The following is a 23,003-nucleotide window of genomic DNA, read 5'->3' as shown; positions in this document are numbered from 1 at the left end:
AGAGCCCAACCCGTACACCCAGCCCGCCGGCGCCACGCCCGCGCCCGCCCCCGCGCAGCCCTCCTCCGCCGCGCCCGACCTGACCAAGCCCGAGGACGCCCGATGAGCACGCCCCAGCACCAGATGCAGCAGCAGGCCGCCCCTGCCCCCAACTGGCAGGGCGCGCCCGGGACTTCGTACACCTCGCCGATTCCGATCACGCGTACGCACCTCGGTCACGCGCTCACCTCCGAGTGGACGAAGATCAAGTCGGTGCGCTCCACGATGTGGACGCTCGGTGTCTTCGTGCTGCTGGTCGTCGGCATCGGCTTCCTGGTCGCCGCCCAGACCACCGACGAGGACTTCACGGACGTCCCGTACACGGTCCCCGCCTTCTTCGGCCTGATCCTCGGCCAGATCTGCCTGATCACGCTGGGCGTGCTGGTGGTCTCGTCGGAGTACGGCACGGGCATGATCCGTACGACGTTCACGGCGTCGCCCCAGCGCTACCGGGTGCTCACCGCCAAGCTGATGATCTTCTTCGTCGTCGCGTTCGTCGTGTCGGCCCTCTCCATCGGCGTGGTCGGCCTGATCACGTCGGGCATGCACGGCGGATCGTCGGACAACGAGTGGGGCGGCACCGTCCTGATGGGCGCGCTGTACGTGTCGCTGCTCGGCGTCCTCGCGCTCGCCGTGGGCTCGATGCTGCGGCACTCCGCCGGCGCGATCACCACGATGCTCGGTGTGGTGCTGGTGCCCGCGATCCTGCCCGCGTTCCTGCTGATGTCCGAGAGCATGCGGACGATCGGCGAGAAGATGATGGAGTACAACGCTCCGAACGCGCTCGCCCGGATCTTCCAGCTCGACGCCGACAACGGGAACGGCAGTTCCCAGCTCCTCCTCCTCGTGGGCCTGACCGCGGCTGCGATCGCCGGGGCCTATGCGCTGCTGGAGAAGCGGGATGTCTAGGGCGTAGGAAACGTACGCAAAATCGTTCGAAGGTCTAGAACCTCGGGGCGTTCCGGGACCGCTGCACCCGTGTGGTGCGGCGGTCCTTCGCGTTCCAGCACGCCTTGTGCCAGTGCCGCCGCTCGTCCACGCCGGAGTGCTCGGGCCAGGCCACCACGTGCGGGACGCCGGAGGGAATCTGCTGGTCGCAGCCGGGGCAGCGGTACGTCTTGCCCTGGGCACTCGCGCCCGCCACGTGCCGCACGCTCCACGCGTCGCCCTGCCAGCTCTCCGTCGACTGCCAACCGCCATATCGGTCGGACGGGTCCGATCCGTCCGGGGACTGGCTCCGGCCGGAGTCACCGGCACCCTTGGGACGGTTGCGACGCGGGGACACAGGACACCTCACGGAGCTATACAGGGAGCACGGGCTGTGTCCAGCCTACGCGGAGCACCCAGGGGTACGCGTACGTCACCAACCCCCACAGATCCCCCGCACGGCCGGCTCATTCTGCAGACAATCCGCCAATCTCCCCGCCAAGCCGTGTCCTTGGCACGTGTCAGACGGTTATGCGAGGTGGGGGAGCCGCGTCGGCACAAGGAGGCAGGAGTGCGATGCGCGTAGGAAGTTTTGTACTGGCGGCCCAGTTCCCGGGCCAGGGCCAGGGGGAGGCACTGCACCGCGCGGTGCGGTCCGCCGAGGTCGCCGAGGAGGCAGGGCTCGACGCCGTATGGCTGGCCGAGCACCACTTCGTGCCGTACGGGACGTGCCCGTCGGCCATCACCCTCGCGGCGTTACTGCTCGGCCGCACCCGTCGGATCCGGGTCGGCACGGCGGTCAGCGTGCTGCCCACCGTGCACCCCGTGGCGCTCGGCGAGCAGGCCGCGCTGCTGCACGTGACGTCCGGCGGGCGCTTCTCGCTCGGGCTGGGGCGCGGCGGACCGTGGGTGGACCTGGAGGTCTTCGGGACGGGCCTGGACGCGTACGAGAAGGGGTTCCCGGAATCACTCGATCTGCTGGTGCGGTGGCTGCGTGAGCCGTCCGTCGCGGGCGGTTCTGAGCGCTTCGGTTTCCGTGAAGTCCCCGTCGTGCCAAGGCCGTCGGAGGCCCTGACGGGCGGTGAGAGCCCCGAGGTCGTCGTCGCCTGCACCTCACCGGCGAGTGTCCGGCTGGCCGCCGAGCGCGGGCTGCCGATGCTTCTGGGGATGCATGTCGGGGACGAGGAGAAGGCGGAGATGGTCACGCTGTGGCGTACGTGCGCGCGGGACGCGGGGTACTCGCCCGAGGCGATCGCGGACGCGTCCCATGTCTCGGCCGGCATCGCCCAGGTCGCGGACCGGCGCACGGACGCGGCCGAGATGCTCCTGAAGGCCATGCCGGGCTGGCTGAAGCAGGGTCTCGACGCCCATGTGACCGTGGACGGCAGGGCCCGCTCGATGCGGGACCCGTTGGCGTACACCGAACTGCTCTGCGGTCTGCACCCGGTGGGCACGCCCCGCCTGTGCGCCGACCGCCTCGCGGCGACCTCCGAGCGCACGGGGATCACGCGCTTCGCGCTTCTGGTGGAGGGCTCGGGCGACCTGGCGGCGACCGAGGAGAACGTACGGCGGCTGGGGGACGAGGTGCTGCCGCGGCTGCGGTGAGCGGGGCCCAGCCCGGGCCGGGCCGAAGGAAACCGCGTCCCGGCCGAGCCGGGATGCGTCCGGGCCGAACCGGGGTACGTCCGGGCCGAACCGGAGGGCGTCCGGGCCGGGCCCGATTTCGTCCGGGCCGAACTGGCGTACGCCTACCGGTGATGGGCCGCGTTCGGTCGCAACGGGCCCGTATCCGACCGGAACAGACCCCTGCCCGGGCCCAACCGGTGTGCGCCGCAGGGAGCTTGCCGCCCCAGTACAAAAGCACCTCCCGCGTACGGAGCGGCAAGCCGTGCAGCATCACCGCCTCAGCAGTCCCGGAACTCCGGCGACTGGTTCAGCAGCTGGCTGCGCACCGAGGTGAAGCGGGTCAAGGTGTCGTCCACCGAGCCGTCCAGCGGGAACACCGCCACGCGGTGGCAGTTCTGGAAGGCCAGGCGCACCCCGAAGTGCCGCTGCAGCGCACCGCGTATCGCGTCACTCGCGAGCGCACGCAGCAGCTGGCCGCGCGCCTGCTCGTCCGGCGGAGGCGTCTGGTTGTCGGCGAAGTTGCCGCCGTCCACCTTCAGCTGAGCCACCAGGGAGCTGATCATCTCCCATGCGTAAGGCAGGGAAATCCGGACGCAGTCGACGAATTCCGCTTCGTCGACCTCACCTCGCTCGGCCTTTTCGAGTAGGGCCGGTGAGACGTCCAGCGACATGGGTTCTCCTCTCGCACCCCCTCGGCAGAGGGGGTTGACGGACAGGGAAGGAGACCGCGACGCCGAACACGCTGAGTACACGCGTCGCGACCTCCCGTTTATACGGTAGGCAACTGTTCGTGGCCGCACCAGGACATTGAGAAACCGGGGGAGACTCAACCTGCTCACAACCGGCCACTTTCGAACAGGGCTTATCCGGGGAAACAGGGGCGACAGGAAAGTCTCCGGTCGAGCGGACTCATGGGCGGATCGCGCCGACCCGTGCCGGTCGAGTAGCGTTGCGGACCATGCGTCTCGTCATTGCCCGCTGCTCCGTTGACTACGCGGGCCGGCTCACCGCCCATCTCCCGTCGGCCCCCCGCCTGATCCTTGTGAAGGCCGACGGCAGTGTCTCGATCCATGCGGACGACAGGGCCTACAAGCCCCTCAACTGGATGTCGCCGCCCTGCACGCTGAAGGAGGGTTCGGGGGACGACGAGGGTGTCTGGACCGTCATCAACAAGGCGGGCGAGAAGCTCATCATCACGATGGAGGAGGTCCTCCACGACTCCTCGCACGAACTCGGTGTGGACCCCGGCCTGATCAAGGACGGCGTGGAGGCGCACCTCCAGGAGCTCCTCGCCGACCGCATCGACACCCTCGGCGAGGGCTACTCGCTGATCCGCCGCGAGTACATGACGGCCATCGGCCCGGTCGACATCCTGTGCCGTGACAGCGCCGGCCAGACCGTCGCCGTGGAGATCAAGCGGCGCGGCGAGATCGACGGCGTTGAGCAACTCACGCGCTATCTGGAGCTGTTGAATCGCGACCCGCACCTCGCGCCGGTCCGCGGCATCTTCGCAGCCCAGGAGATCAAGCCCCAGGCCCGCGTCCTCGCCACCGACCGGGGCATCGGCTGCGCCGTCCTCGACTACAACGCGCTGCGCGGCATCGAGGACGACAAGCTGCGGCTGTTCTGACGGCCACGAGGTTCTTCCGTACGACATGTTCGTACGGCATGACAGTGGGCCGGGTCCTCCACACAGGACCCGGCCCACTGTCATGCGGTGGTGCCGTACGCGGGTGTCGTACCCCGGGTGTCAGATCGTCGGCGAGCCGCCGTCCGCCGGGCTGCTCGCGGCACTGCTGCTCTCGGCCGGGCTGGAGGCCGGGCCGCTGGCCGAGTCGGAGGTCTCCGGCGTGGTCGGCGGAGTCTCGCTCGGCTCACCGGTCGGCTCGGTCGGTGTCGGAGTCGGAGTCGGCGTGGGTGTCGGCTTCGGCGAAGTCGGCGGCTTCGGTGAAGTCGGCGGCTTGGTCGAGGTCGGCGGCTTCGTCGTGGGCCTGTTCGTGCTCGGGTCCTTCGTCCCGGTCGGATCTTCCGAGGGCTCCGTGCTCGAAGACGGCGCCGGGTCGTCCGAGGTCCCGATGATCCCGTCGTCGCCCGGGTCGGTGGGACGGCTCGTCGAGTCCGCGTTGCCGCTGTCCTTCTGCGGCCGGTCCGCGCCGAGCCCGTCGCCCTCGTCGCCGGCGCTGGCCGACGGGTTGGGGCCGACCCGCTCCGACGGGATGTTGTCGTCGGGGTTGGACGTCGCGCCGAGCGTCACCACCGTGCCGAGCACGGCGGCCAGGAGCGCGCCCGCGCCCGCGGCCGCGAGGTTGCGCCGGGTGCCGTTGACCAGACCCTTGACGCGGCCCGGCTTCGCCGCGGAGGCGGAACCGCTGCGGCTGATGACCGTCGCGGGCTCGCCCGGCGGCTGGAGCGACGGGACGGGCGTGAACCCTGCCGGTACTCCACCGGGCGGCGACGCCGACTCCTCGTACCGCGCGTCGGGCACCTCCTCGCCCGCCGTCGCACCGATACCGGCCGGCGGTGTGGTGCCGGTGCGGTCCGCGACCAGTGCCAGTGCGCGGCGGCCGGCGACGGTGCCGCGCTTCTCGGCGAGGGCGCCGCGCAGCCCGATGGACGCCTCCAGTTCGGCGCGGGCCCGGTCGAACTGCCCGCCGCAGACCGCGAGGATGCCCAGCTCGTGGTGGAAATAGGCCTGATCCGAGACCTCGCCGGAGAGCCGGGCCGCCTCGGCGCCCGAGCGCAGCGCACGCTCCCAGGCACTCCAGTGCAGCCCCGCGGCGAACGCGGGCGCGGCCGTGCGTGCCAGCCGTACCGCGGTGGCGCTCTCCTCGTCCTCGGCCGGCGGTTCCGTGAGGGGCGCCAGGGCGGTGAGCGCGGCGAGCACGGCGTCCGCCTCGGCGACGACCCGCTCCGGGGTGACCGACGGATGCCCCGCCCACCAGGCGTAGTGCTCGGCGGCGGCGCGCGCCTTCTCCTCGGCGTCGGACGCGTACCCGACGGCCTCCAGCTGGGTCTGTACGCCGGCCGCGAGCCGGTAGTGCGAGCCGACCGGTGTGACGAGCGCGCAGCCGACGAGCTCGGCGAGCGCGGCGTCCGCGTGCGTGTCCCCCACCAGGGCGGGCAGATGCGCCTGGTGCGGCACCCCGCCGCCCAGCGCGACGGCGAAGCGCAGCGTGGCGCGCGCCGACTCGCTGAGCCGGGTCGCGAGGTGCGCGGCCGGCGCGGCGCCTTCGGCGAGCGACGGCAGCGGTACGTCGTGGCCGTCCTCGGCGTCGAAGGGCGCGTCCACGGGCGCGTCCTCGTAGTAGCCGAACTCGTCGAAGGCGTTCGGGTCGGCGCGGAGCTGGTCGCGCTGCCGCAGCAGCGCACCGGCCTGCACGAAGCGCAGCGGCAGCCCCTCGGACTCGAACCAGAGGTCGCCCGCCCAGTTCGCCTCGTCCTCGGTCAGGACGCGGCCGACGGCGCGCTCCAGCAGTTCGAGACCGCCGCCTCGGCCGAGGCCGCCGAGGAAGACCTCTTCGAGGAGCGAGTCGGTCGACGGCGCGGGAACGTCCGGTGTCGCGGAGACCAGGAAGGCGCACTCGGGGGTCGCGTCGAGCAGTTCGTCGAGCGCGCCGGCGCCGAACTCCACGTCGTCCAGGACGACGACCGCGCCGATCTCGTGGACGAGTGCGAGCAGTTCCTCCCGCTCCGGCCGGTGCAGCGGAGCGTTGAAGACGGCGGCGAAGAGGTCGTGCAGGAGATCGTCCGGGGTACGGCGGTGGCCGCTGAGGCGCACCACGCCGTCCGGGGCGAGGTCCGCGCAGTCGTCGGCGACGGCGTCCAGGAGCACGGTGCGGCCCGAGCCCGAGGGTCCGGTGAGCCGCACGGAGCGCCCGCGCGCGAGCAGGCGTACAAGCCGCTCACGCTCCTCCTGCCGCTCCAGGAGCGGCAGTCTGGGCAGCGAGGCCCCGGGTGGTACGGGAGGTCGTGTCGAGCGGGCCAGCTCGGCCCGGTCGGCGGCGCTGTACTTCGTGGGCCGCGGCGGTCGCTCGCCCGGTGGGCAGAGCTCGATCTCGCTGCCGTCGACGGGATTGACGGTGAGCAGATGGTCGCCCGACACGAGTTGGACGGTGCGGGCCAGTGCTGGCGTGTGCTGACCGAAGTCGGACGTCAGAGGATCGCGCGGCGGGCGCTGTCGTGGCGCCGAGCCGTCGTCGTCGTGTCCGTACTCTTCGGGTCCCCGGTTCATCGGGTCCATAGGTCCAAGCCCCCCAAAAGCGTGGTGTGCCGAGCCCCTCCCGGCCTTGCTGCACACTGCGCTGTCGCTTCTGGTCCGGTGCCCGCTCACGGGTTCGTCAAGACGCGGGCAGCCGAACCCTAAACCTTCGCACAGTATCTACGAACACACGGGGTACCGCGCCGTCCGAGACGTCACAGCTTCGTGAGGATTGTTCGCGACATACGTTTCGTACGATCGCTTCCTACCCGATCTTCGCCGTTTGCGACAGTGACGCCGAGTCACATCCAGGAGCGGCGCCGGCTCACATCCAGGGGCGGCGGGGGGTCACGTCCGGGAGCTGCGCGGGGTCACACCCGGGGCAGCGACTCGACGCCGATGCCGCCCTCGATCGCCAGGATCCGGTGGAGCCGGGTGGCCACCAGCAGTCGCTGCATCTGCGGCGGGACGCCGCGCAGCACAAGCCTCCGGCCGCACCGCCCCGCCCGCCGGTGGGCCCCCATGATGACACCGAGCCCGGTGGCGTCCCAGGAGTCCAGCTCTGACAGGTCGAGCACCAGGTCGCCGACGCCGTCGTCGACTGCCGAGTGCAGGACCGTACGGGCGTCCGCCGCGCTGCGGACGTCGAGGCGGCCCCCGACGACCAGCTCGGCGTGGTCGCCCCTGATGTACATATGCGCTCCCCGAGAGTGCGTTTCGTACGCTGCGTCTTCGTCGTGTCCTGTGTTGCCAGGACTGACTGCCGTACCGGGGCAGAAGTTGCCCTCTGTAAGCGAACCGATACCGAATTCACTCCGAGGAGTGACCGGTCGAAGATCACCGCAGAGTCAGTACGTGTATCAGTACGTGTAGAAGCCTTGCCCGCTCTTACGGCCGATGTCACCGGCGTCAACCATCCGGCGCATCAGCTCCGGCGGGGCGAACTTCTCGTCCTGGGACTCGGTGTAGATGTTGCTGGTCGCGTGCAGAAGGATGTCGACACCCGTGAGGTCGGCGGTGGCGAGAGGACCCATCGCGTGACCGAAGCCCAGCTTGCAGGCGAGGTCGATGTCCTCGGCGGTCGCCACGCCCGACTCGTACAGCTTGGCCGCCTCGACGACGAGCGCCGAGATGAGCCGGGTGGTCACGAAGCCGGCCACGTCACGGTTGACGACGATGCAGGTCTTGCCGACCGACTCGGCGAACTCCCGTGCGGTGGCGAGTGTTTCGTCGCTCGTCTTGTAGCCGCGGACGAGCTCGCAGAGCTGCATCATCGGGACCGGCGAGAAGAAGTGGACGCCGACGACCCGCTCCGGGCGCTCGGTGGCCGCCGCGATCTTGGTGATCGGGATGGCGGAGGTGTTGGAGGCGAGTACGGTCTCGTCCTTCACCAGCTTGTCGAGCGTACGGAAGATCTCGTGCTTGACTTCCAGCTTCTCGAAGACGGCCTCGACGACGATGTCGGCGTCGGCGACCGCGTCCAGATCGGTCGTCGTGGTGATGCGCCCCAGCGCCGCCCCGGCCGCGTCGGCGTCCAGCCTGCCCTTGCTCACGAACTTGTCGTACGAGGCCTTGATGCCGTCGGTGCCACGGGTCAACGCCTCGTCGGTGACATCGCGCAGGACGACGTCCCAGCCGGCCTGTGCGGAGACCTGGGCGATACCTGAACCCATGAGTCCGGCCCCGATGACGGCGAGCTTCCGTGCCACTGTCCGACTCCCCTGCTGCGTTTTCCCGGCGTTGACCATCGCGAGACAACCCCGAGTAACACGCTGTTGAGTTGCCTCTTCGGCGGACCCTAGCGCCCGTGAGGCGCTGTGTGACCGGTAAGTAACGCGCGTCACGTCTCATAGGACGGACATCACACCGAGCGGCTCATTCCGCCGCCCGTACGGCGTAGTTGAGGACCTTCTCGCTCAAAAGGTCCTCCATGCCGTCGAGGAGGGCCAGCACTTCCCGGGACACCTCGGCCGGATCGCGGCACGCCATCATCTCGCGGCTGATCTCGCTCATGACCGTCTGGTGGAGCCAGCCGATCTGCCCGGCCATCAGACCCGGTGTCGGATCGTCCGGGCCGGCGCCCGTCTCCTCGCGCAGCGCCGCCTCCAGGTCGTCGTGGACCTCCTGCTGAAGGCTCCACAGGCGGGACCGGAGGGCGGGCGCGTCATGGATGACCCGCATGAATCGGTCGTACCCCTCCATCAGTCCGACCCGGGGCGAGACCGCCTCGACCTCCTCGCGCAGCTCGCGCAGGACGGCGGCGGCGGCCGACTCGCCGACGCGGCGGCCGCGGACCCAGCGCGAGAGCCGGTCGACGACACCCCGGCTGCGGTCGAAGAAGAGGTCCTCCTTGGCCGGGAAGTAGTTGTAGACGGTGTTCACGGAGACGTCGGCCGCGTCCGCGACCTCGGCCATGGTCACCGTCACGAAGCCGTGCTCCAGGAACAGTCCCGTGGCGATGTCCGAGATGCGCTGCCTGGTCTCGCGCTTCTTCCGCTCCCTGAGCCCCTCTGCCATGACTTCATCGTAGGCCGGACCAATGATTTCTGGACTCTCTGAAATTTTGGTGGCATTGCAAAATTTAAGTCACTCTGTTTTTCTTGGCGCATGCCCATCATCAGCACGGCCGGCCTCGCCCGGACCTTCCAGACCAAACGCGGCCCCGTCGAGGCGGTCCGCGGCATCGACCTCACCGTCGGGGCGGGCGAGATCCTCGGCTTCCTCGGCCCGAACGGAGCGGGCAAGACGACCACGCTCCGGATGCTCACGACCCTGCTGGCCCCGACCGGCGGCGCCGCCACCGTCGCGGGCCACGACCTGGCCACCGACCCGGAGGGCGTCCGCCTCGCGAGCGGATACGTGGCGCAGTCGGGCGGGGTCGACCCCCGGATCTCCGTACGCGAGGAACTGGTCACGCAGGGGCGGCTCTACCGCCTGACCAAGGATCAGGCGGTGCAGCGCGCCGAGGAGTTGGCGCGCGACCTGGACCTGACCGATCTCCTCGACCGGAAGACGTCGGCGCTCTCCGGCGGCCAGCGTCGCCGTCTCGACATCGCGCTCGGCCTCACCCACCGCCCGAAGGTGCTGTTCCTCGACGAGCCGACCACGGGCCTGGACCCGGCGAGCAGGGCGGACCTCTGGGACCTGGTCCGACGACTGCGCGACGACCACGGCACGACCGTCTTCCTCACCACCCACTACCTCGACGAGGCGGACGCGCTCGCGGACCGGCTCGTGGTCGTCGACCAGGGCGTCGTGGTGGCGGAGGGCACGCCGAGCGCGCTCAAGCTCCAGCACGGAGGGTCGACCGACGCGACGCTCCAGGACGCGTTCCTCGCCATCACCGGCCGCGGCCCCGCGCCGGCGGACTCCACCCCCGTAGCCGTCTGACCCTCCAGGAAGTGACCGTCATGCTTCTCCAGGACACCGCGCTGATCTTCGGGCGCTACCTCCGCCAGACCCTGCGTTCCAAGTTCGCGATGCTCTTCGGCGTACTGATGCCGCTGCTGTACCTGCTCTTCTTCGGCCCGCTGCTCACCGATCTGCCGCTGGGCGGCGGCGGGAGTTCCTGGCAGGTCCTGGTACCCGGACTGCTGCTCCAACTCGGTCTGTTCGGGGCCGCGTTCGCCGGATTCATGATCATCGTCGAGAAGAGCCACGGGGTCGTGGAGCGGATGCGCGTCACCCCGGTCAGCCGCCTCGCGCTCCTGCTCGGCCGGGTGCTGCGCGACACGGCGGTCTTCGTCTTCCAGGCGGTCCTGCTGGTCCTGGCCGCCCTGGTGATGGGCCTGCGCGCACCGCTGGCAGGCATCCTGATCGGCTTCGCGTTCGTCGCTCTGCTGACGGTCTCGCTGGCCTCGCTGTCGTACGCGCTGGCCATGAAGACCAGTACGCCCCACGCGTTCGGCCCGACGATCAACGCGCTGACCATGCCGTCCATGCTCCTGTCCGGCCTCATGCTCCCCATGTCGCTGGCGCCCGGCTGGCTGGACGCCCTCTCGCACGTCATGCCGTTCCGCTATCTGGTGGACGCGATGCGGGACGCGTACGTCGGCTCGTACGCGACCGCCTCCATGGCGTACGGAGTCCTGGTGGCCGTCGGCTTCGCGGGACTCGCCGTGACGGTGGGCACACGAGTGTTCCGGAAGGCCGGGGCGTAACTACGCTGGCTGCATGGTCAATCTGACGCGCATCTACACCAGGACCGGCGACCGGGGCACGACGAACCTGGGCGACATGAGCCGGGTCACCAAGACCGACCCGCGGATCTCGGCGTACGCCGACGCCAACGAGGCGAACGCGGCCATCGGCACGGCGATCGCCCTCGGCAACCTCGACGAGGAGATCGTCAAGGTCCTCACCCGCGTCCAGAACGACCTCTTCGACGTGGGCGCGGACCTCTCCACGCCGGTCGCCGAGAACCCCGATTTCCCTCCCCTGCGGGTCGAGCAGTTCTACATCGACAAGCTGGAGGCGGACTGCGACCACTTCAACGAACAGCTGGAGAAGCTCCGCTCCTTCATCCTCCCCGGCGGCACCCCGGGCGCGGCCCTGCTCCACCAGGCCTGCACGGTGGTCCGGAGGGCGGAGCGCTCGACGTGGGCGGCCCTGGAGGTGCACGAGGAGGTAATGAACCCCCTGACGGCGACCTACCTGAACCGTCTGTCGGACCTGCTCTTCATCCTGGCAAGGACGGCAAACAAGGAGGCAGGGGACGTTCTCTGGGTCCCGGGAGGCGAACGCTGAGGACGCGTTCGGGAGCAGGGCAGCACACTTGGTCTTTGGGTCTTCAGGGGCGCGGGGAACTGCGCAGTCGTTTGGCTTTTGGCTTTTAGGGGCGCGGGGAACTGCGCGACCAGCCACGACGCACCCGCAGCTACCAACGCACCATCCCCCACCCCTCCCCCCGGCGGAGCCTCACCTCTTGGTGAGGCTCCGCGACTCCTCCCCCTCATCCACGTCCACCCCGGCAGGGGCCTTCTTGGGCCAGATCAGGTAAGTCAACGCGATCACCCCATGAATCCCCACGGCCCGCCAGGCCACATACCGCCAGCTCTCCAACGACCCCGTCCGCCCCGAATCCCCGACGTACCAGATGGCGACCTGCAACAACACGGTCGCAACCCCCGCAGCGACCACGGACCCCACCCACACCCTGCCCTCGTGCCGCGCCCGAGCCATCCCGTACCGCGGCGGCCCGACGGGCCGAGCCGCACCCCCGAACAGATGAGCCGCATGCCCGTCGAGCCACTTCACCGTCCGGTGGCCATGCCCCACGGTGTAACCGATGTACAGCGCGGCCAGCCCGTGCTTCCAGCTCGGCTCCGCCCCGTCCTTCAGGTCCATCGCGGTGACGACCAGCAGCACGACCTCCAGCAGCGGCTCGCACAACAGCAGGGCCAGCCCCGTACGGGGCATCTTGAACAGATAGCGGAAGGCGAGGCCCGCGGCCAGCAGCACCCAGAAGCCGACCTCGCACAGGACGATCAGCGTGACGATCACGACTCGCTCCTCTCGGTCACCCTTCCAGGCTCCCGTCGCCCCGAGCCCCGATCGTCGTCGCCAGTGACGAAACGGCACTGCATCCTTCGATGTAGCCGAGGACCGTCCCCGGGGATCAGGCGTCGGCCGAGCACTCCGTGTTGGATGGAGCCATGGCCGTACGACTCCCCCGCCCCCACCGAGACGACGTGCGCATCGCGGCCGCGGGACTGCTCGGCGGGCTCTTCCTGTACGCGGTCGGGCTGGGCACCCGGCCGGCCGACGAGCCGATCGTCCTGTGGTCCGACAGCCGGGCACTGCTGATCCCGCTCGTCGTGATGACGGGCTGCGAGCTGCTGCGCCGGACCATGCCGCGCACGGCCCTGCTCGTCGGCACGGTCGCGGTGATCGCGGACCTGTTCACACGAGGCAGCCTGGCCACCATCGTGATGTTCACCGACCTGGTGTACGCGGCGGTGCTGTACGGGCCGCCCGCTTCCGCCCGGCGCATTCCGTGGATCACCGGGCTGCTCACGGTGGCCGGGACGATCGCGCCCGTGGCGATCTGGCGTGAGCCGGAGGCCCTGCTGATCGGCGTGGGCGTCGGCGTCGTGGCGCTGGCGCCCGCCGCCACCGGCTGGATCGTCCGCAACCACCGCGACGCCGCCGAAGCCGCAAGGCTCCGCGCCGAACAGACGGCCCTGCTCGCCGAGATGGACCGCAGCCAGGCCGTCAGCGCCGAACGGGCGCGTATGGCACGGGAGTTGCACGACATGGTCGCCAACCACCTCTCCGCGATCGCCATCCACTCCACGGCCGCGCTCTCGCTCGACGACCCCGACACCTCGAAACAGGCCCTCGGCGTCATCCGCGAGAACAGTGTCGAGGGGCTCGCCGAGATGCGCCGCCTCATAGGCATCCTGCGCGACAGCAGCGGCGACACGGAGGCGGTCGCCGCACCCACCCTCGACGGACTCGGCGCGCTGGTGGACCAGGCCCGCGCCAACGGCCTCGACGTCGGCCTGGACTGCACGCACACCGCGCTCCCCGCCCCGGTCGAGCTGGCCGCCTACCGCATCGTGCAGGAGTGCCTGACCAACGCCCTCAAGCACGCCTCCCCCGGCCGGGTCACCGTCACCCTCGCCCAGCGCGACCACTCCCTCGACGTCCGGGTGACCAGCCCGTACGGCGGTGCCCGGGACGACGGCCCGCGCGCGCCCGGCTCGGGCGCCGGCCTGATAGGGATGCGCGAGCGGGTCGCCCTGCTGCACGGCACGTTCGAGGCGGGACCGGTCGGGGACCCGGACTCCGCCGACGGCAAGGCCTGGACCGTACGCGCCACCCTCCCGATCTCCGAAGGAGAAACCGAATGATCCGTGTGCTCGTCGCCGAGGACCAGTCCGCCGTACGCGCCGGTCTCGTCCTCATCCTGCGCAGCGCCCCCGACATCGAGGTGGTCGGCGAGGCCGCGGACGGCGAGCAGGCGGTGGCCCTGGCCCGGGAACTGCGGCCCGACCTCGTCCTGATGGACATTCAGATGCCCCGCCTCGACGGCGTTTCCGCCACCCGCCAGGTCGTCGCCGAGCGCCTCGCCGACGTGCTCGTACTGACCACGTTCGACCTGGACGAGTACGTCTTCGGCGCGCTGCGCGCGGGCGCCGCGGGCTTCCTGCTGAAGAACACCGAGGCGCGCCAACTCCTCGACGCGGTAAGGACGGTGGCGCGCGGCGAGGGCCTGATCGCGCCCGCGGTGACCCGCCGGCTGATCTCCGAGTTCGCGGCGAAGCCCGTACGTGAGCCGTCGGCCGATCCGTCCGTACTCGACTCGCTCACACGTCGGGAGCGCGAAGTGCTCTCCTGCCTCGGCGAGGGCCTGTCCAACGCGGAGATCGGCGTACGTCTCGACATGGCGGAGGCGACCGTGAAGACGCACGTCAGCCGCCTGCTGGGCAAGCTCGAACTGCGCAGCCGGGTCCAAGCGGCGGTCCTGGCACAGGAGTTGGGCGTGTAGCGGGCGGCCGGTGCGAGCGGCGGCGCACTTCGGCCGGCGCTTGTAACAAGTAGCCGCCCGACACCCCCGCAGTGGTCTGGACCTATTGACCTATGGTCCAGACCTTTCTATTGTCCTGCGCACCTCATCAAACTCCCCATAGGAGACGCGGATGCGCCTCAGACACAGACTCGGACAGAGAGCCGTGGCAGGGCTCACCACCCTGTTGTTGCCGTTCGCCGCCCTGGTCGGGCTCGCGAGCCCCGCCTCCGCCGCCACGTCGGCGACCGCCACCTACGCGAAGACCCAGGACTGGGGATCCGGCTTCGAAGGCAAGTGGACCGTCAAGAACACCGGCACCACGGCCATCAGTTCCTGGAACGTCGAGTGGGACTTCCCCTCGGGCACCGCGGTCACCTCCGCCTGGGACGCCGACGTCACGAACTCCGGCACCCACTGGACCGCCAAGAACAAGTCCTGGAACGGCGGCCTCGCCCCCGGCGCCTCCGTCTCCTTCGGCTTCAACGGCTCCGGCACCGGCTCTCCCGCCAACTGCAAGCTGAACGGCGGAAGTTGTGACGGCGGCAGTGTGCCAGGCGACGCCGCCCCCTCGGCTCCCGGCACCCCCACGGCCTCCGACATCACCAACACCTCGGTGAAGCTGTCCTGGAGCGCGGCCACCGACGACAAGGGCATCAAGAACTACGACGTCCTGCGCGACGGTGCGAAGGTCGCCACCGTCACGACCACCTCGTACACGAACACCGGTCTGACCGCCGGCACCGACTACTCCTACACCGTCCAGGCCCGTGACACCGCCGACCAGACCGGTCCGGCGAGCGGAGCGGTCGCCGTGCGCACCACCGGCGGCACCACCGACCCGCCCACCGGCGACAAGGTCAAGCTCGGCTACTTCACCGAGTGGGGCGTCTACGGCCGCAACTACAACGTCAAGAACCTGGTGACCTCCGGCTCCGCGTCGAAGATCACGCACATCAACTACGCGTTCGGCAACGTCAAGGACGGCAAGTGCGTCGTCGACGACACCTACGCCGCCTACGACAAGGCGTACACCGCCGACCAGTCCGTCAGCGGCACCGCCGACACCTGGGACCAGCCGCTGCGCGGCAACTTCAACCAGCTCCGCCAACTGAAGGCCAAGTACCCGCACATCAAGGTGCTGTACTCCTTCGGCGGCTGGACCTACTCCGGCGGCTTCACGCAGGCCGCCGCCAACCCGGCCGCGTTCGCCGCCTCCTGCAAGTCGGTTGTCGAGGACCCGCGCTGGGCCGACGTCTTCGACGGCATCGACATCGACTGGGAGTACCCGAACGCCTGCGGCCTGACCTGCGACACGTCCGGCTTCAGCTCGTTCAGGACGCTCAGCCAGGCGCTGCGCACCGAGTTCGGCCCCAACTACCTGGTCACCGCGGCCATCACCGCCGACGGCTCCTCCGGCGGCAAGATCGACGCGGCCGACTACGGCGGCGCCTCCGCGTCGCTCGACTGGTACAACGTGATGACGTACGACTACTTCGGCGCCTTCGACGCGGACGGTCCGACCGCCCCGCACTCGCCGCTGACCTCGTACGCGGGCATCCCGGCGGCCGGCTTCAACTCGGCCGACGCGATCGCCAAGCTCAAGGCCAAGGGCGTACCCGCGAAGAAGCTGCTGCTCGGGATCGGGTTCTACGGCCGCGGCTGGACCGGCGTCACGCAGTCCACTCCCGGCGGCTCGGCGACCGGCGCGGCACCCGGCACGTACGAGGCGGGAATCGAGGACTACAAGGTCCTCAAGAACTCCTGCCCGGCCACCGGCACCATCGCCGGCACGGCCTACGCCTACTGCGGCAACAACTGGTGGAGCTACGACACCCCGGCCACCATCGGCTCGAAGATGACCTGGGCCAAGAACCAGGGCCTGGGCGGCGCGTTCTTCTGGGAGTTCAGCGGCGACACCAGCAACGGAGAGCTGGTGAGCGCGATCAACGGCGGCCTGAACTAGCCACCGTCAGTACCAAGAGCTAGAGCTAGACATCAAGCGACATTGACGCTCCCCCAGACTTCGTCCGGGGGGACCCCCAACCAACGAGTGAACGTGGCTACGCCACGTTCACTCGTTGTCCGGGCGGGGCTGCTTCGAGCCACGCGAGAAACCCGGTCAGCGCGTCCTCGCTCATGGCCAGCTCAAGGCGCGTACCGCGATGGACGCAGGCGAGGATGATCTGGTCGGCGAGCAGCGCAAGCTCCTCCTCGCCGTCCGGGGTGCGGCGGCCGGCCACCTCGATCGCCGAACGCTCAAGGACACGGCGCGGGCGGGGAGCGTACGAGAAGATGCGGAACCACTCGATGCGGTCGCCGTTGTAGCGGGCGATGCCGTAACCCCAGCCTTTGCCGCTGGTGTCGCTCTTCTCCGGAGCGTCCCAGCGGAGGCTGCAGTCGAACGTACCGCCGGAGCGCTGGATCAGTCGGCGGCGCAGATGGAACACGAAGAGTGCCACCGCCACCAGCACGACTACCAACCCGCACACAGTCAGAGCGAGGACCATCGACACCGACCTCCTCGTCTCCTAGGTAACGGAAAGGAAAAAAGCACCCGCATCGCCTCAGCCGCGACCCGGTCCGGAGCAAGCTCCGGTCCTGGCCGCGGCTGAGTCACATCTCGTCGCGCGCTGGTTTCAGTGCGTCGACGCCGCTCGCAGACGGACGTCCGCGCGACGCTCGGCGGAGGCATCGCCCTCCGCCTTCGCGCGCTCGAGCTCCCGCTCCGCACGCTGGACATCGATCTCGTCCGACAGCTCGGCGATCTCGGCCAGCAGCGACAGCTTGTTGTCCGCGAACGAGATGAAACCGCCGTGCACCGCGGCGACGACAGTTCCACCATCACTCGTACGGATGGTCACCGGGCCCGACTCCAGCACACCGAGCAGCGGCTGGTGGCCGGGCATGACGCCGATGTCGCCGGACGCGGTACGCGCGACGACCAGGGTGGCCTCGCCGGACCAGACACTGCGGTCCGCGGCGACGAGCTCGACGTGCAGCTCAGCAGCCAAGGTGGGCTCCTCGGGTCACCACCCGGCTTTTGCCGCCGGGTGTTGGGTCTAAGTCTAGTAGGGCGCCGAGTACGGAAGTGCCGGGCCCCGCCCCGCCTCTCGGCCGGGGGTCCGGGGGTTGCCCCCGGGAGATGCTGCGTGGGCGTACGAAGAGGGGCGGGACGCACCCGCCCCTCTTCGTGAAGCAGTGCTCGATCAGAAGCGCTGGTTCAGGAGACGCCGAGCTCCTTGGCCTTGGCCTTGAGGTCCTCCAGGCCACCGCACATGAAGAACGCCTGCTCCGGGAAGTGGTCGTACTCGCCGTCGCAGATCGAGTTGAAGGCCGCGATCGACTCCTCCAGCGGAACGTCCGAACCGTCCACGCCGGTGAACTGCTTGGCGGCGTGGGTGTTCTGGGACAGGAAGCGCTCCACGCGACGGGCACGGTGGACGACGAGCTTGTCCTCCTCGCCGAGCTCGTCGATACCGAGGATCGCGATGATGTCCTGGAGGTCCTTGTTCTTCTGCAGGATCGTCTTGACGCGCATGGCGGCGTCGTAGTGGTCCTGCGCGATGTACCGCGGGTCCAGGATGCGGGACGTGGAGTCCAGCGGGTCCACGGCCGGGTAGATGCCCTTCTCGGAGATCGGACGGGAGAGAACCGTCGTCGCGTCGAGGTGGGCGAACGTGGTGGCCGGGGCCGGGTCGGTCAGGTCGTCCGCGGGGACGTAGATCGCCTGCATCGAGGTGATCGAGTGACCACGCGTCGAGGTGATGCGCTCCTGGAGGAGGCCCATCTCGTCGGCCAGGGTCGGCTGGTAACCCACCGCGGAGGGCATACGGCCGAGCAGGGTCGAGACCTCGGAACCGGCCTGGGTGAAGCGGAAGATGTTGTCGATGAAGAACAGCACGTCCTGCTTCTGCACATCGCGGAAGTACTCCGCCATGGTCAGACCGGCGAGGGCCACGCGCAGACGGGTGCCCGGGGGCTCGTCCATCTGACCGAAGACAAGGGCGGTCTTGTCGAGAACGCCGCTCTCTTCCATCTCCGCGATGAGGTCGTTGCCCTCACGGGTGCGCTCACCGACGCCCGCGAAGACGGAGACGCCCTCGTGGAGGTTGGCGACACGCATGATCATTTCCTGGATCAGCACGGTCTTGCCGACACCGGCACCACCGAACAGACCGATCTTGCCGCCCTTGACGTACGGGGTGAGAAGGTCGACGACCTTCAGGCCCGTCTCGAACATCTCGGTCTTCGACTCAAGCTGGTCGAACGCGGGGGCCTTGCGGTGGATGGTCCAGCGCTCGCCCTCGTACTTCTCGTCGGTGTTCAGGACCTCGCCGAGGGTGTTGAACACCTTGCCCTTGGTGAAGTCACCGACCGGGACGCTGATGCCCGAGCCCGTGTCGGTCACCGCGGCCTGGCGGACCAGACCGTCGGTGGGCTGCATCGAGATCGTGCGGACCAGGCCGTCACCCAGGTGCTGGGCGACCTCCAGGGTCAGAATCTTCTTCTCGCCGGCGTTGGCCGGGTCGGCCACCTCGACGTGAAGGGCGTTGTAGATCTCCGGCATGGCGTCGACGGGGAATTCCACGTCGACGACCGGGCCGATGACCCGGGCGACGCGGCCCGTGGCAACGGCCGTCTCAACTGTCGTCGTCATTTACCTGTCACTCCCCGCGGTCGCGTCGGCCAGGGCTGCGGTGCCACCGACGATCTCGCTGATTTCCTGGGTGATTTCGGCCTGGCGGGCCGCGTTGGCAAGTCGGGAGAGTGAAGTGATCAGGTCTCCCGCGTTGTCGGTCGCCGACTTCATCGCGCGGCGGGTGGCCGCGTGCTTGGAGGCGGCCGACTGGAGCAGCGCGTTGTAGATACGGCTCTCGACGTACCGGGGCAGAAGGGCGTCGAGGACGTCCTCCGCCGACGGCTCGAAGTCGTACAGCGGAAGGATCTCGCCCTTGGACGTGGACTCCTCCGCGACCTCTTCGAGGCTGAGCGGCAGCAGTCGGCTGTCGACCGCCGTCTGCGTCATCATCGAGACGAACTCGGTGTAGACGATGTGGAGTTCGTCCACGCCGCCGTCCGCCGTCTCCTTCTCGATGGCCTCGATCAGCGGAACGGCGACCTTCTTGGCGTCCGCGTACGTGGGCTCGTCGGTGAAGCCCGACCACGACTCCGAGACCTTGCGCTCCCGGAAGTTGTAGTGGGCCAGACCGCGGCGGCCGACGATGTACGTGTCGACCTCCTTGCCCTCGGCCTCAAGACGCGCGGTCAGCTGCTCCGCCGCCTTGATGGCGTTGGAGTTGAACGCGCCGGCGAGGCCGCGGTCGCTCGACAGGAGCAGCACAGCGGAACGCGTCGGCGCCTCGGCCTCGGTGGTCAGCGGGTGCTGGGTGTTCGAGCCCGTGCCGACCGCCGTGACCGCCCGGGTGAGCTCGGTCGCGTACGGCGTGGAGGCCGCCACCTTGCGCTGCGCCTTGACGACGCGCGAGGCGGCGATCATCTCCATCGCCTTGGTGATCTTCTTGGTCGCGGTGACGGATTTGATGCGACGCTTGTAGACCCGGAGCTGGGCTCCCATGAGTCAGGTCCCTTCCGTCGTCACTTGCCCGCAGCGGCAGGGGTGTCCTCGCCGAGCAGCTTGCCGTCCGACGTCTCGAACTGCTTCTTGAAGTCCGCGATCGCGTCGGCGATGGCCTGCAGGGTGTCGTCCGACATCTTGCCGCCCTCCTTGATGGAGGTCATGAGGCCCTGCTCCTTGCGGTGCAGGTACTCCAGGAGCTCCTTCTCGAAGCGGCGGACGTCGTTCACCGGCACCTCGTCCATCTTGCCGGTGGTGCCGGCCCAGATGGAGACGACCTGGTCCTCGGTGGCCATCGGCTGGTACTGAGCCTGCTTGAGCAGCTCGACCATCCGCTGACCGCGCTCCAGCTGCGACTTCGACGCGGCGTCCAGGTCGGAACCGAAGGCGGCGAACGCCTCCAGCTCACGGAACTGGGCGAGGTCCACGCGCAGTCGGCCGGACACCTGGCGCATCGCCTTGTGCTGCGCGCTGCCACCGACTCGGGAGACGGAGATACCGACGTTCAGCGCGGGGCGCTGACCGGCGTTGAACAGGTCCGACTCCAGGAAGCACTGGCCGTCGGTGATGGAGATGACGTTGGTCGGGATGAACGCCGAGACGTCGTTGGCCTTCGTCTCGACGATCGGCAGACCGGTCATCGAGCCCGCGCCCATCTCGTCGGAGAGCTTCGCGCAGCGCTCCAGCAGACGGGAGTGCAGGTAGAAGACGTCACCGGGGTAGGCCTCGCGCCCCGGCGGACGGCGGAGCAGCAGGGACACGGCGCGGTAGGCGTCGGCCTGCTTCGAGAGGTCGTCGAAGATGATGAGGACGTGCTTGCCCTCGTACATCCACTGCTGGCCGATGGCCGAACCGGTGTACGGCGCAAGGTACTTGAAGCCGGCCGGGTCGGACGCCGGGGCGGCGACGATGGTCGTGTACTCCAGCGCGCCGGCCTCTTCGAGGGCGCCACGCACGGAGGCGATGGTCGAGCCCTTCTGGCCGATGGCGACGTACACGCAGCGGACCTGCTTGTTCGGGTCGCCGGTGCGCCAGTTGTCGCGCTGGTTGATGATCGTGTCGACGGCCAGGGCGGTCTTGCCGGTCTGGCGGTCACCGATGATCAGCTGACGCTGGCCACGGCCGATCGGGGTCATCGCGTCGACGGCCTTGTAGCCGGTCTCCATCGGCTCGTGCACCGACTTACGGGCCATGACGCCCGGGGCCTGCAGCTCGAGGGCGCGGCGGCCGGACGTCTCGATCTCGCCGAGACCGTCGATCGGGGTGCCGAGCGGGTCGACAACGCGGCCGAGGTAGCCCTCGCCGACGGCCACGGACAGGACCTCGCCGGTACGGGTGACCGGCTGCCCCTCCTCGATGCCGCTGAACTCACCGAGGACGATGGCGCCGATCTCGCGCTCTTCCAGGTTGAGCGCGAGGCCGAGGGTGCCGTCCTCGAACTTCAGCAGTTCGTTGGCCATGGCCGAGGGAAGGCCCTCGACCTTCGCGATGCCGTCGCCGGCAAGGGTGACCGTACCGACCTCCTCGCGCGAGGCCGCGTCCGGCTTGTACGACTGGACAAAGTTCTCCAGCGCATCCCGGATCTCCTCCGGCCGGATCGTGAGCTCCGCCATCTGGGTTCCCTGCTCTCCTTGTTGGGCCCGAAGTTTTCTTGGGGGGTCTGGGGTCAGCCCCCAGGAATCCTCTGCACGGCCCAACCAGGGCCGTATTACCGCGTGTAACTGTTTACGTACGTGTATTGAGTTGCTGTCGCTAGCTCGCCATGCGGCGGCCGACGTCCTCCAGCCGGTCCGCGATGGAGCCGTTGATGACCTCGTCGCCGACCTGCACCCGGATCCCGCCGAGGACCTCGGGGTCCACGTCGAGGTTGAGGTGCATCTGGCGGCCGTAGAGCTTCGCGAGGGCGGCACCCAGGCGCTGCTTCTGCGGGTCGCTCAGCGGAACCGCCGAGGTGACGACGGCGACCATGCGGCTACGACGCTCGGCGGCGAGCTTGGACAGGGACTCGAGTCCCGACTCCAGGCTACGTCCCCGGGGCGCGGTCACAAGGCGCGTGACCAGACGCTCGGTCGTCGCCCTGGCCCGGCCGCCGAGCAGGCTGCGCAGCAGCTCGCTCTTGGCCGCGGTCGTGGCGCCGCGGTCGGTCAGTGCGGCACGCAGCCCGGTGTTCGAAGAGACGATCCGGCCGAACCGGAACAGCTCGTCCTCGACCTCGTCGAGCGTGCCCGCCTGCTGCGCCGCCGTGAGGTCGGCGGTGTCGGCCAGCTCCTCGATGGAGTCGACCAGGTCACGGGAGCGCGACCAGCGGGAGCGCACCAGACCGGCCACCAGATCGGCGGTCGGACCGCCGACCTGGCCGCCGAACAGACGCCCGGCCAGTTCGGCCTTCGCCTCTCCGGCCTGCGCCGGGTCGGTGAGGACCCGACGCAGTGACACCTCGCGGTCGAGCAGCGCGGTGACGGCGGCCAGCTCGTCGGCGAGCAGCGTCGCGTCCACGGACGTGTTGTCCGTCAGCGCGTCGAGACGCTCTCGTGCGGCGGCCAGGGCCTCGCGGCTCGCTCCGTTCATCGCGACGCCTCGGCCTTCGAAGCGGACTCGTCGAGACCGTCGAGGAACCGGTCGATCGTGCGGCTCTGCCGGGCGTGGTCCTCGAGGGACTCGCCGACGAGCTTGCCGGCCAGTTCGGTGGCCAGCTGGCCCACGTCCTGGCGCAGCGCCGACGACGCGGCCTTGCGGTCCGCCGCGATCTGCGAGTGACCGGCGGCGATGATCTCCTCGCGCTGCCGCTGGCCTTCCGCACGCATCTCGGCGATGAGCGTGGCGCCCTGCTCCTGCGCCTCCTGGCGCAGACGCGCGGCCTCGTGCCGAGCCTCGGCGAGCTGAGCCTTGTACTGCTCCAGCACGCTCTGGGCCTCGACCTTCATGGCGTCGGCCTCTTCGATACCGCCTTCGATCGCCGCGCGGCGCTCTTCCAGAACCTTGTTGATGTTCGGGAGGAGCTTCTTCCAGAAGAAGAAGAACACGATGGCGAAGGCGATGGTGCCGACAAGCAGCTCGGGGCCCGGCGGGACAAGCGGGTTCTGCTTCTCCTCGGCCGCCAGCTGTACCAGGTTGGCGATCACATC

At 69.4% G+C, this 23,003-nt stretch carries 23 protein-coding genes; 9 read left to right on the top strand and 14 right to left on the bottom strand.

From position 1 onward, the window contains the following. Positions 1 to 123 precede the first annotated feature (123 nt). Positions 124 to 948 carry an ABC transporter permease gene (locus O3Q52_RS11940; RefSeq protein WP_269648756.1) on the top strand — a complete coding sequence of 275 codons (825 nt, stop codon included), beginning with the start codon at positions 124 to 126 and terminating at the stop codon, positions 946 to 948. 34 nt (positions 949 to 982) lie between these two features. On the opposite strand, the gene O3Q52_RS11935 is transcribed toward O3Q52_RS11940, so the two are convergent. Beyond that, positions 983 to 1,324 carry an ATP/GTP-binding protein gene (locus O3Q52_RS11935; RefSeq protein WP_269648752.1) on the bottom strand — a complete coding sequence of 114 codons (342 nt, stop codon included), beginning with the start codon at positions 1,322 to 1,324 and terminating at the stop codon, positions 983 to 985. Between the two features lie 218 nt (positions 1,325 to 1,542). On the opposite strand from O3Q52_RS11935, the gene O3Q52_RS11930 reads away from it, so the two are divergent. Next, entirely contained in the window at positions 1,543 to 2,571 is a 1,029-nt protein-coding gene (locus O3Q52_RS11930; protein ID WP_269648751.1) for an LLM class flavin-dependent oxidoreductase, read from the top strand. A 299-nt stretch (positions 2,572 to 2,870) separates the two neighbouring features. Here the strand turns inward: O3Q52_RS11930 and O3Q52_RS11925 are convergent, their stop codons facing one another. Beyond that, entirely contained in the window at positions 2,871 to 3,263 is a 393-nt protein-coding gene (locus tag O3Q52_RS11925; protein ID WP_055617795.1) for an SCO5389 family protein, read from the bottom strand. Between the two features lie 287 nt (positions 3,264 to 3,550). On the opposite strand from O3Q52_RS11925, the gene nucS reads away from it, so the two are divergent. Further along, entirely contained in the window at positions 3,551 to 4,222 is a 672-nt protein-coding gene (gene nucS, locus O3Q52_RS11920; RefSeq protein WP_269648750.1) for an endonuclease NucS, read from the top strand. A gap of 120 nt (positions 4,223 to 4,342) precedes the next feature. Here the strand turns inward: nucS and O3Q52_RS11915 are convergent, their stop codons facing one another. The 4 genes from O3Q52_RS11915 to O3Q52_RS11900 form a co-directional block, all read right to left on the bottom strand. Beyond that, positions 4,343 to 6,832: an ATP-binding protein gene (locus O3Q52_RS11915; RefSeq protein WP_269648749.1), complete on the bottom strand. Its 2,490-nt coding sequence runs from the start codon at positions 6,830 to 6,832 to the stop codon at positions 4,343 to 4,345. Positions 6,833 to 7,161: 329 nt separating this feature from the next. Then, positions 7,162 to 7,485 carry an STAS domain-containing protein gene (locus tag O3Q52_RS11910; protein ID WP_030672301.1) on the bottom strand — a complete coding sequence of 108 codons (324 nt, stop codon included), beginning with the start codon at positions 7,483 to 7,485 and terminating at the stop codon, positions 7,162 to 7,164. Positions 7,486 to 7,650: 165 nt separating this feature from the next. Beyond that, a complete protein-coding gene (locus O3Q52_RS11905; RefSeq protein ID WP_269648748.1) occupies positions 7,651 to 8,499 on the bottom strand; it encodes a 3-hydroxyacyl-CoA dehydrogenase family protein in 849 nt (282 codons plus the stop codon). A 166-nt stretch (positions 8,500 to 8,665) separates the two neighbouring features. Continuing rightward, on the bottom strand, positions 8,666 to 9,307 hold the full coding sequence (locus O3Q52_RS11900; protein ID WP_269648747.1) for a TetR/AcrR family transcriptional regulator: 642 nt from the start codon (positions 9,305 to 9,307) through the stop codon (positions 8,666 to 8,668). Between the two features lie 90 nt (positions 9,308 to 9,397). On the opposite strand from O3Q52_RS11900, the gene O3Q52_RS11895 reads away from it, so the two are divergent. Genes O3Q52_RS11895 through O3Q52_RS11885 form a run of 3 tightly spaced genes read left to right on the top strand, consistent with a single transcriptional unit; the run spans position 9,398 to position 11,536 of the window. Further along, positions 9,398 to 10,180 (top strand): ABC transporter ATP-binding protein, encoded by a 783-nt coding sequence (locus O3Q52_RS11895; protein WP_269648746.1) that lies wholly within the window; start codon positions 9,398 to 9,400, stop codon positions 10,178 to 10,180. Between the two features lie 20 nt (positions 10,181 to 10,200). Further along, the gene (locus O3Q52_RS11890) at positions 10,201 to 10,950 is read left to right on the top strand and encodes an ABC transporter permease (RefSeq protein ID WP_269648755.1); all 750 of its coding nucleotides are present in this window, start codon (positions 10,201 to 10,203) and stop codon (positions 10,948 to 10,950) included. A gap of 13 nt (positions 10,951 to 10,963) precedes the next feature. Then, positions 10,964 to 11,536 carry a cob(I)yrinic acid a,c-diamide adenosyltransferase gene (locus O3Q52_RS11885; RefSeq protein WP_269648745.1) on the top strand — a complete coding sequence of 191 codons (573 nt, stop codon included), beginning with the start codon at positions 10,964 to 10,966 and terminating at the stop codon, positions 11,534 to 11,536. Between the two features lie 171 nt (positions 11,537 to 11,707). Here O3Q52_RS11885 and O3Q52_RS11880 read toward each other — a convergent pair whose 3' ends face one another. Next, positions 11,708 to 12,292, bottom strand: coding sequence for a hypothetical protein (locus O3Q52_RS11880; RefSeq protein ID WP_269648744.1), 585 nt, complete (start codon positions 12,290 to 12,292; stop codon positions 11,708 to 11,710). Positions 12,293 to 12,444: 152 nt separating this feature from the next. On the opposite strand from O3Q52_RS11880, the gene O3Q52_RS11875 reads away from it, so the two are divergent. The 3 genes from O3Q52_RS11875 to O3Q52_RS11865 all read left to right on the top strand — a co-directional run bounded on the left by O3Q52_RS11875 (position 12,445) and on the right by O3Q52_RS11865 (position 16,266). Beyond that, the gene (locus tag O3Q52_RS11875; RefSeq protein ID WP_269648743.1) at positions 12,445 to 13,644 is read left to right on the top strand and encodes a sensor histidine kinase; all 1,200 of its coding nucleotides are present in this window, start codon (positions 12,445 to 12,447) and stop codon (positions 13,642 to 13,644) included. Beyond that, entirely contained in the window at positions 13,641 to 14,282 is a 642-nt protein-coding gene (locus O3Q52_RS11870; RefSeq protein ID WP_269648742.1) for a response regulator transcription factor, read from the top strand. The genes O3Q52_RS11875 and O3Q52_RS11870 overlap by 4 nt, the downstream gene beginning before the upstream one ends. Before the next feature lie 151 nt (positions 14,283 to 14,433). Then, on the top strand, positions 14,434 to 16,266 hold the full coding sequence (locus tag O3Q52_RS11865) for a glycoside hydrolase family 18 chitinase (protein ID WP_269648741.1): 1,833 nt from the start codon (positions 14,434 to 14,436) through the stop codon (positions 16,264 to 16,266). A 97-nt stretch (positions 16,267 to 16,363) separates the two neighbouring features. On the opposite strand, the gene O3Q52_RS11860 is transcribed toward O3Q52_RS11865, so the two are convergent. The 7 genes from O3Q52_RS11860 to O3Q52_RS11830 form a co-directional block, all read right to left on the bottom strand. Continuing rightward, positions 16,364 to 16,810, bottom strand: a complete 447-nt coding sequence (locus O3Q52_RS11860; protein WP_055614422.1) for a DUF2550 domain-containing protein — start codon at positions 16,808 to 16,810, stop codon at positions 16,364 to 16,366. 129 nt (positions 16,811 to 16,939) lie between these two features. After that, positions 16,940 to 17,314 (bottom strand): F0F1 ATP synthase subunit epsilon, encoded by a 375-nt coding sequence (locus O3Q52_RS11855; protein WP_190232148.1) that lies wholly within the window; start codon positions 17,312 to 17,314, stop codon positions 16,940 to 16,942. A gap of 209 nt (positions 17,315 to 17,523) precedes the next feature. Further along, positions 17,524 to 18,960: a F0F1 ATP synthase subunit beta gene (gene atpD / locus O3Q52_RS11850; RefSeq protein ID WP_143636207.1), complete on the bottom strand. Its 1,437-nt coding sequence runs from the start codon at positions 18,958 to 18,960 to the stop codon at positions 17,524 to 17,526. Continuing rightward, the gene (locus O3Q52_RS11845; RefSeq protein WP_200395839.1) at positions 18,961 to 19,878 is read right to left on the bottom strand and encodes a F0F1 ATP synthase subunit gamma; all 918 of its coding nucleotides are present in this window, start codon (positions 19,876 to 19,878) and stop codon (positions 18,961 to 18,963) included. Between the two features lie 20 nt (positions 19,879 to 19,898). Then, positions 19,899 to 21,491 carry a F0F1 ATP synthase subunit alpha gene (gene atpA / locus O3Q52_RS11840; protein ID WP_269648740.1) on the bottom strand — a complete coding sequence of 531 codons (1,593 nt, stop codon included), beginning with the start codon at positions 21,489 to 21,491 and terminating at the stop codon, positions 19,899 to 19,901. A 139-nt stretch (positions 21,492 to 21,630) separates the two neighbouring features. After that, positions 21,631 to 22,446, bottom strand: coding sequence for a F0F1 ATP synthase subunit delta (locus O3Q52_RS11835; RefSeq protein ID WP_269648739.1), 816 nt, complete (start codon positions 22,444 to 22,446; stop codon positions 21,631 to 21,633). Then, complete coding sequence (locus tag O3Q52_RS11830; protein ID WP_189837658.1) at positions 22,443 to 23,000, bottom strand: F0F1 ATP synthase subunit B; 558 nt, start codon at positions 22,998 to 23,000, stop codon at positions 22,443 to 22,445. Before O3Q52_RS11830 ends, O3Q52_RS11835 begins: the two co-directional genes overlap by 4 nt. Positions 23,001 to 23,003 lie beyond the last annotated feature (3 nt).

Source organism: Streptomyces sp. ActVer, assembly GCF_027270795.1.
GTDB lineage: Bacteria > Actinomycetota > Actinomycetes > Streptomycetales > Streptomycetaceae > Streptomyces > Streptomyces umbrinus_A.
Note: the sequence above shows the minus strand (reverse complement) of the source record. Positions and strands in the feature narration are given on the sequence as shown.

Excerpts from the sequence above, each read along its gene's own strand:
- O3Q52_RS11940 (WP_269648756.1), top strand. The coding sequence starts at position 124 with ATGCAGCAGCAGGCCGCCCCTGCCCCCAACTGGCAGGGCGCGCCCGGG.
- O3Q52_RS11930 (WP_269648751.1), top strand. The coding sequence starts at position 1,543 with ATGCGCGTAGGAAGTTTTGTACTGGCGGCCCAGTTCCCGGGCCAGGGC.
- O3Q52_RS11925 (WP_055617795.1), bottom strand. The coding sequence starts at position 3,263 with ATGTCGCTGGACGTCTCACCGGCCCTACTCGAAAAGGCCGAGCGAGGT.
- nucS (WP_269648750.1), top strand. The coding sequence starts at position 3,551 with ATGCGTCTCGTCATTGCCCGCTGCTCCGTTGACTACGCGGGCCGGCTC.
- O3Q52_RS11915 (WP_269648749.1), bottom strand. The coding sequence starts at position 6,832 with ATGGACCCGATGAACCGGGGACCCGAAGAGTACGGACACGACGACGAC.
- O3Q52_RS11910 (WP_030672301.1), bottom strand. The coding sequence starts at position 7,485 with ATGTACATCAGGGGCGACCACGCCGAGCTGGTCGTCGGGGGCCGCCTC.
- O3Q52_RS11900 (WP_269648747.1), bottom strand. The coding sequence starts at position 9,307 with ATGGCAGAGGGGCTCAGGGAGCGGAAGAAGCGCGAGACCAGGCAGCGC.
- O3Q52_RS11895 (WP_269648746.1), top strand. The coding sequence starts at position 9,398 with ATGCCCATCATCAGCACGGCCGGCCTCGCCCGGACCTTCCAGACCAAA.
- O3Q52_RS11890 (WP_269648755.1), top strand. The coding sequence starts at position 10,201 with ATGCTTCTCCAGGACACCGCGCTGATCTTCGGGCGCTACCTCCGCCAG.
- O3Q52_RS11885 (WP_269648745.1), top strand. The coding sequence starts at position 10,964 with ATGGTCAATCTGACGCGCATCTACACCAGGACCGGCGACCGGGGCACG.
- O3Q52_RS11875 (WP_269648743.1), top strand. The coding sequence starts at position 12,445 with ATGGCCGTACGACTCCCCCGCCCCCACCGAGACGACGTGCGCATCGCG.
- O3Q52_RS11870 (WP_269648742.1), top strand. The coding sequence starts at position 13,641 with ATGATCCGTGTGCTCGTCGCCGAGGACCAGTCCGCCGTACGCGCCGGT.
- O3Q52_RS11865 (WP_269648741.1), top strand. The coding sequence starts at position 14,434 with ATGCGCCTCAGACACAGACTCGGACAGAGAGCCGTGGCAGGGCTCACC.
- O3Q52_RS11860 (WP_055614422.1), bottom strand. The coding sequence starts at position 16,810 with ATGGTCCTCGCTCTGACTGTGTGCGGGTTGGTAGTCGTGCTGGTGGCG.
- atpD (WP_143636207.1), bottom strand. The coding sequence starts at position 18,960 with ATGACGACGACAGTTGAGACGGCCGTTGCCACGGGCCGCGTCGCCCGG.
- O3Q52_RS11845 (WP_200395839.1), bottom strand. The coding sequence starts at position 19,878 with ATGGGAGCCCAGCTCCGGGTCTACAAGCGTCGCATCAAATCCGTCACC.
- atpA (WP_269648740.1), bottom strand. The coding sequence starts at position 21,491 with ATGGCGGAGCTCACGATCCGGCCGGAGGAGATCCGGGATGCGCTGGAG.
- O3Q52_RS11835 (WP_269648739.1), bottom strand. The coding sequence starts at position 22,446 with ATGAACGGAGCGAGCCGCGAGGCCCTGGCCGCCGCACGAGAGCGTCTC.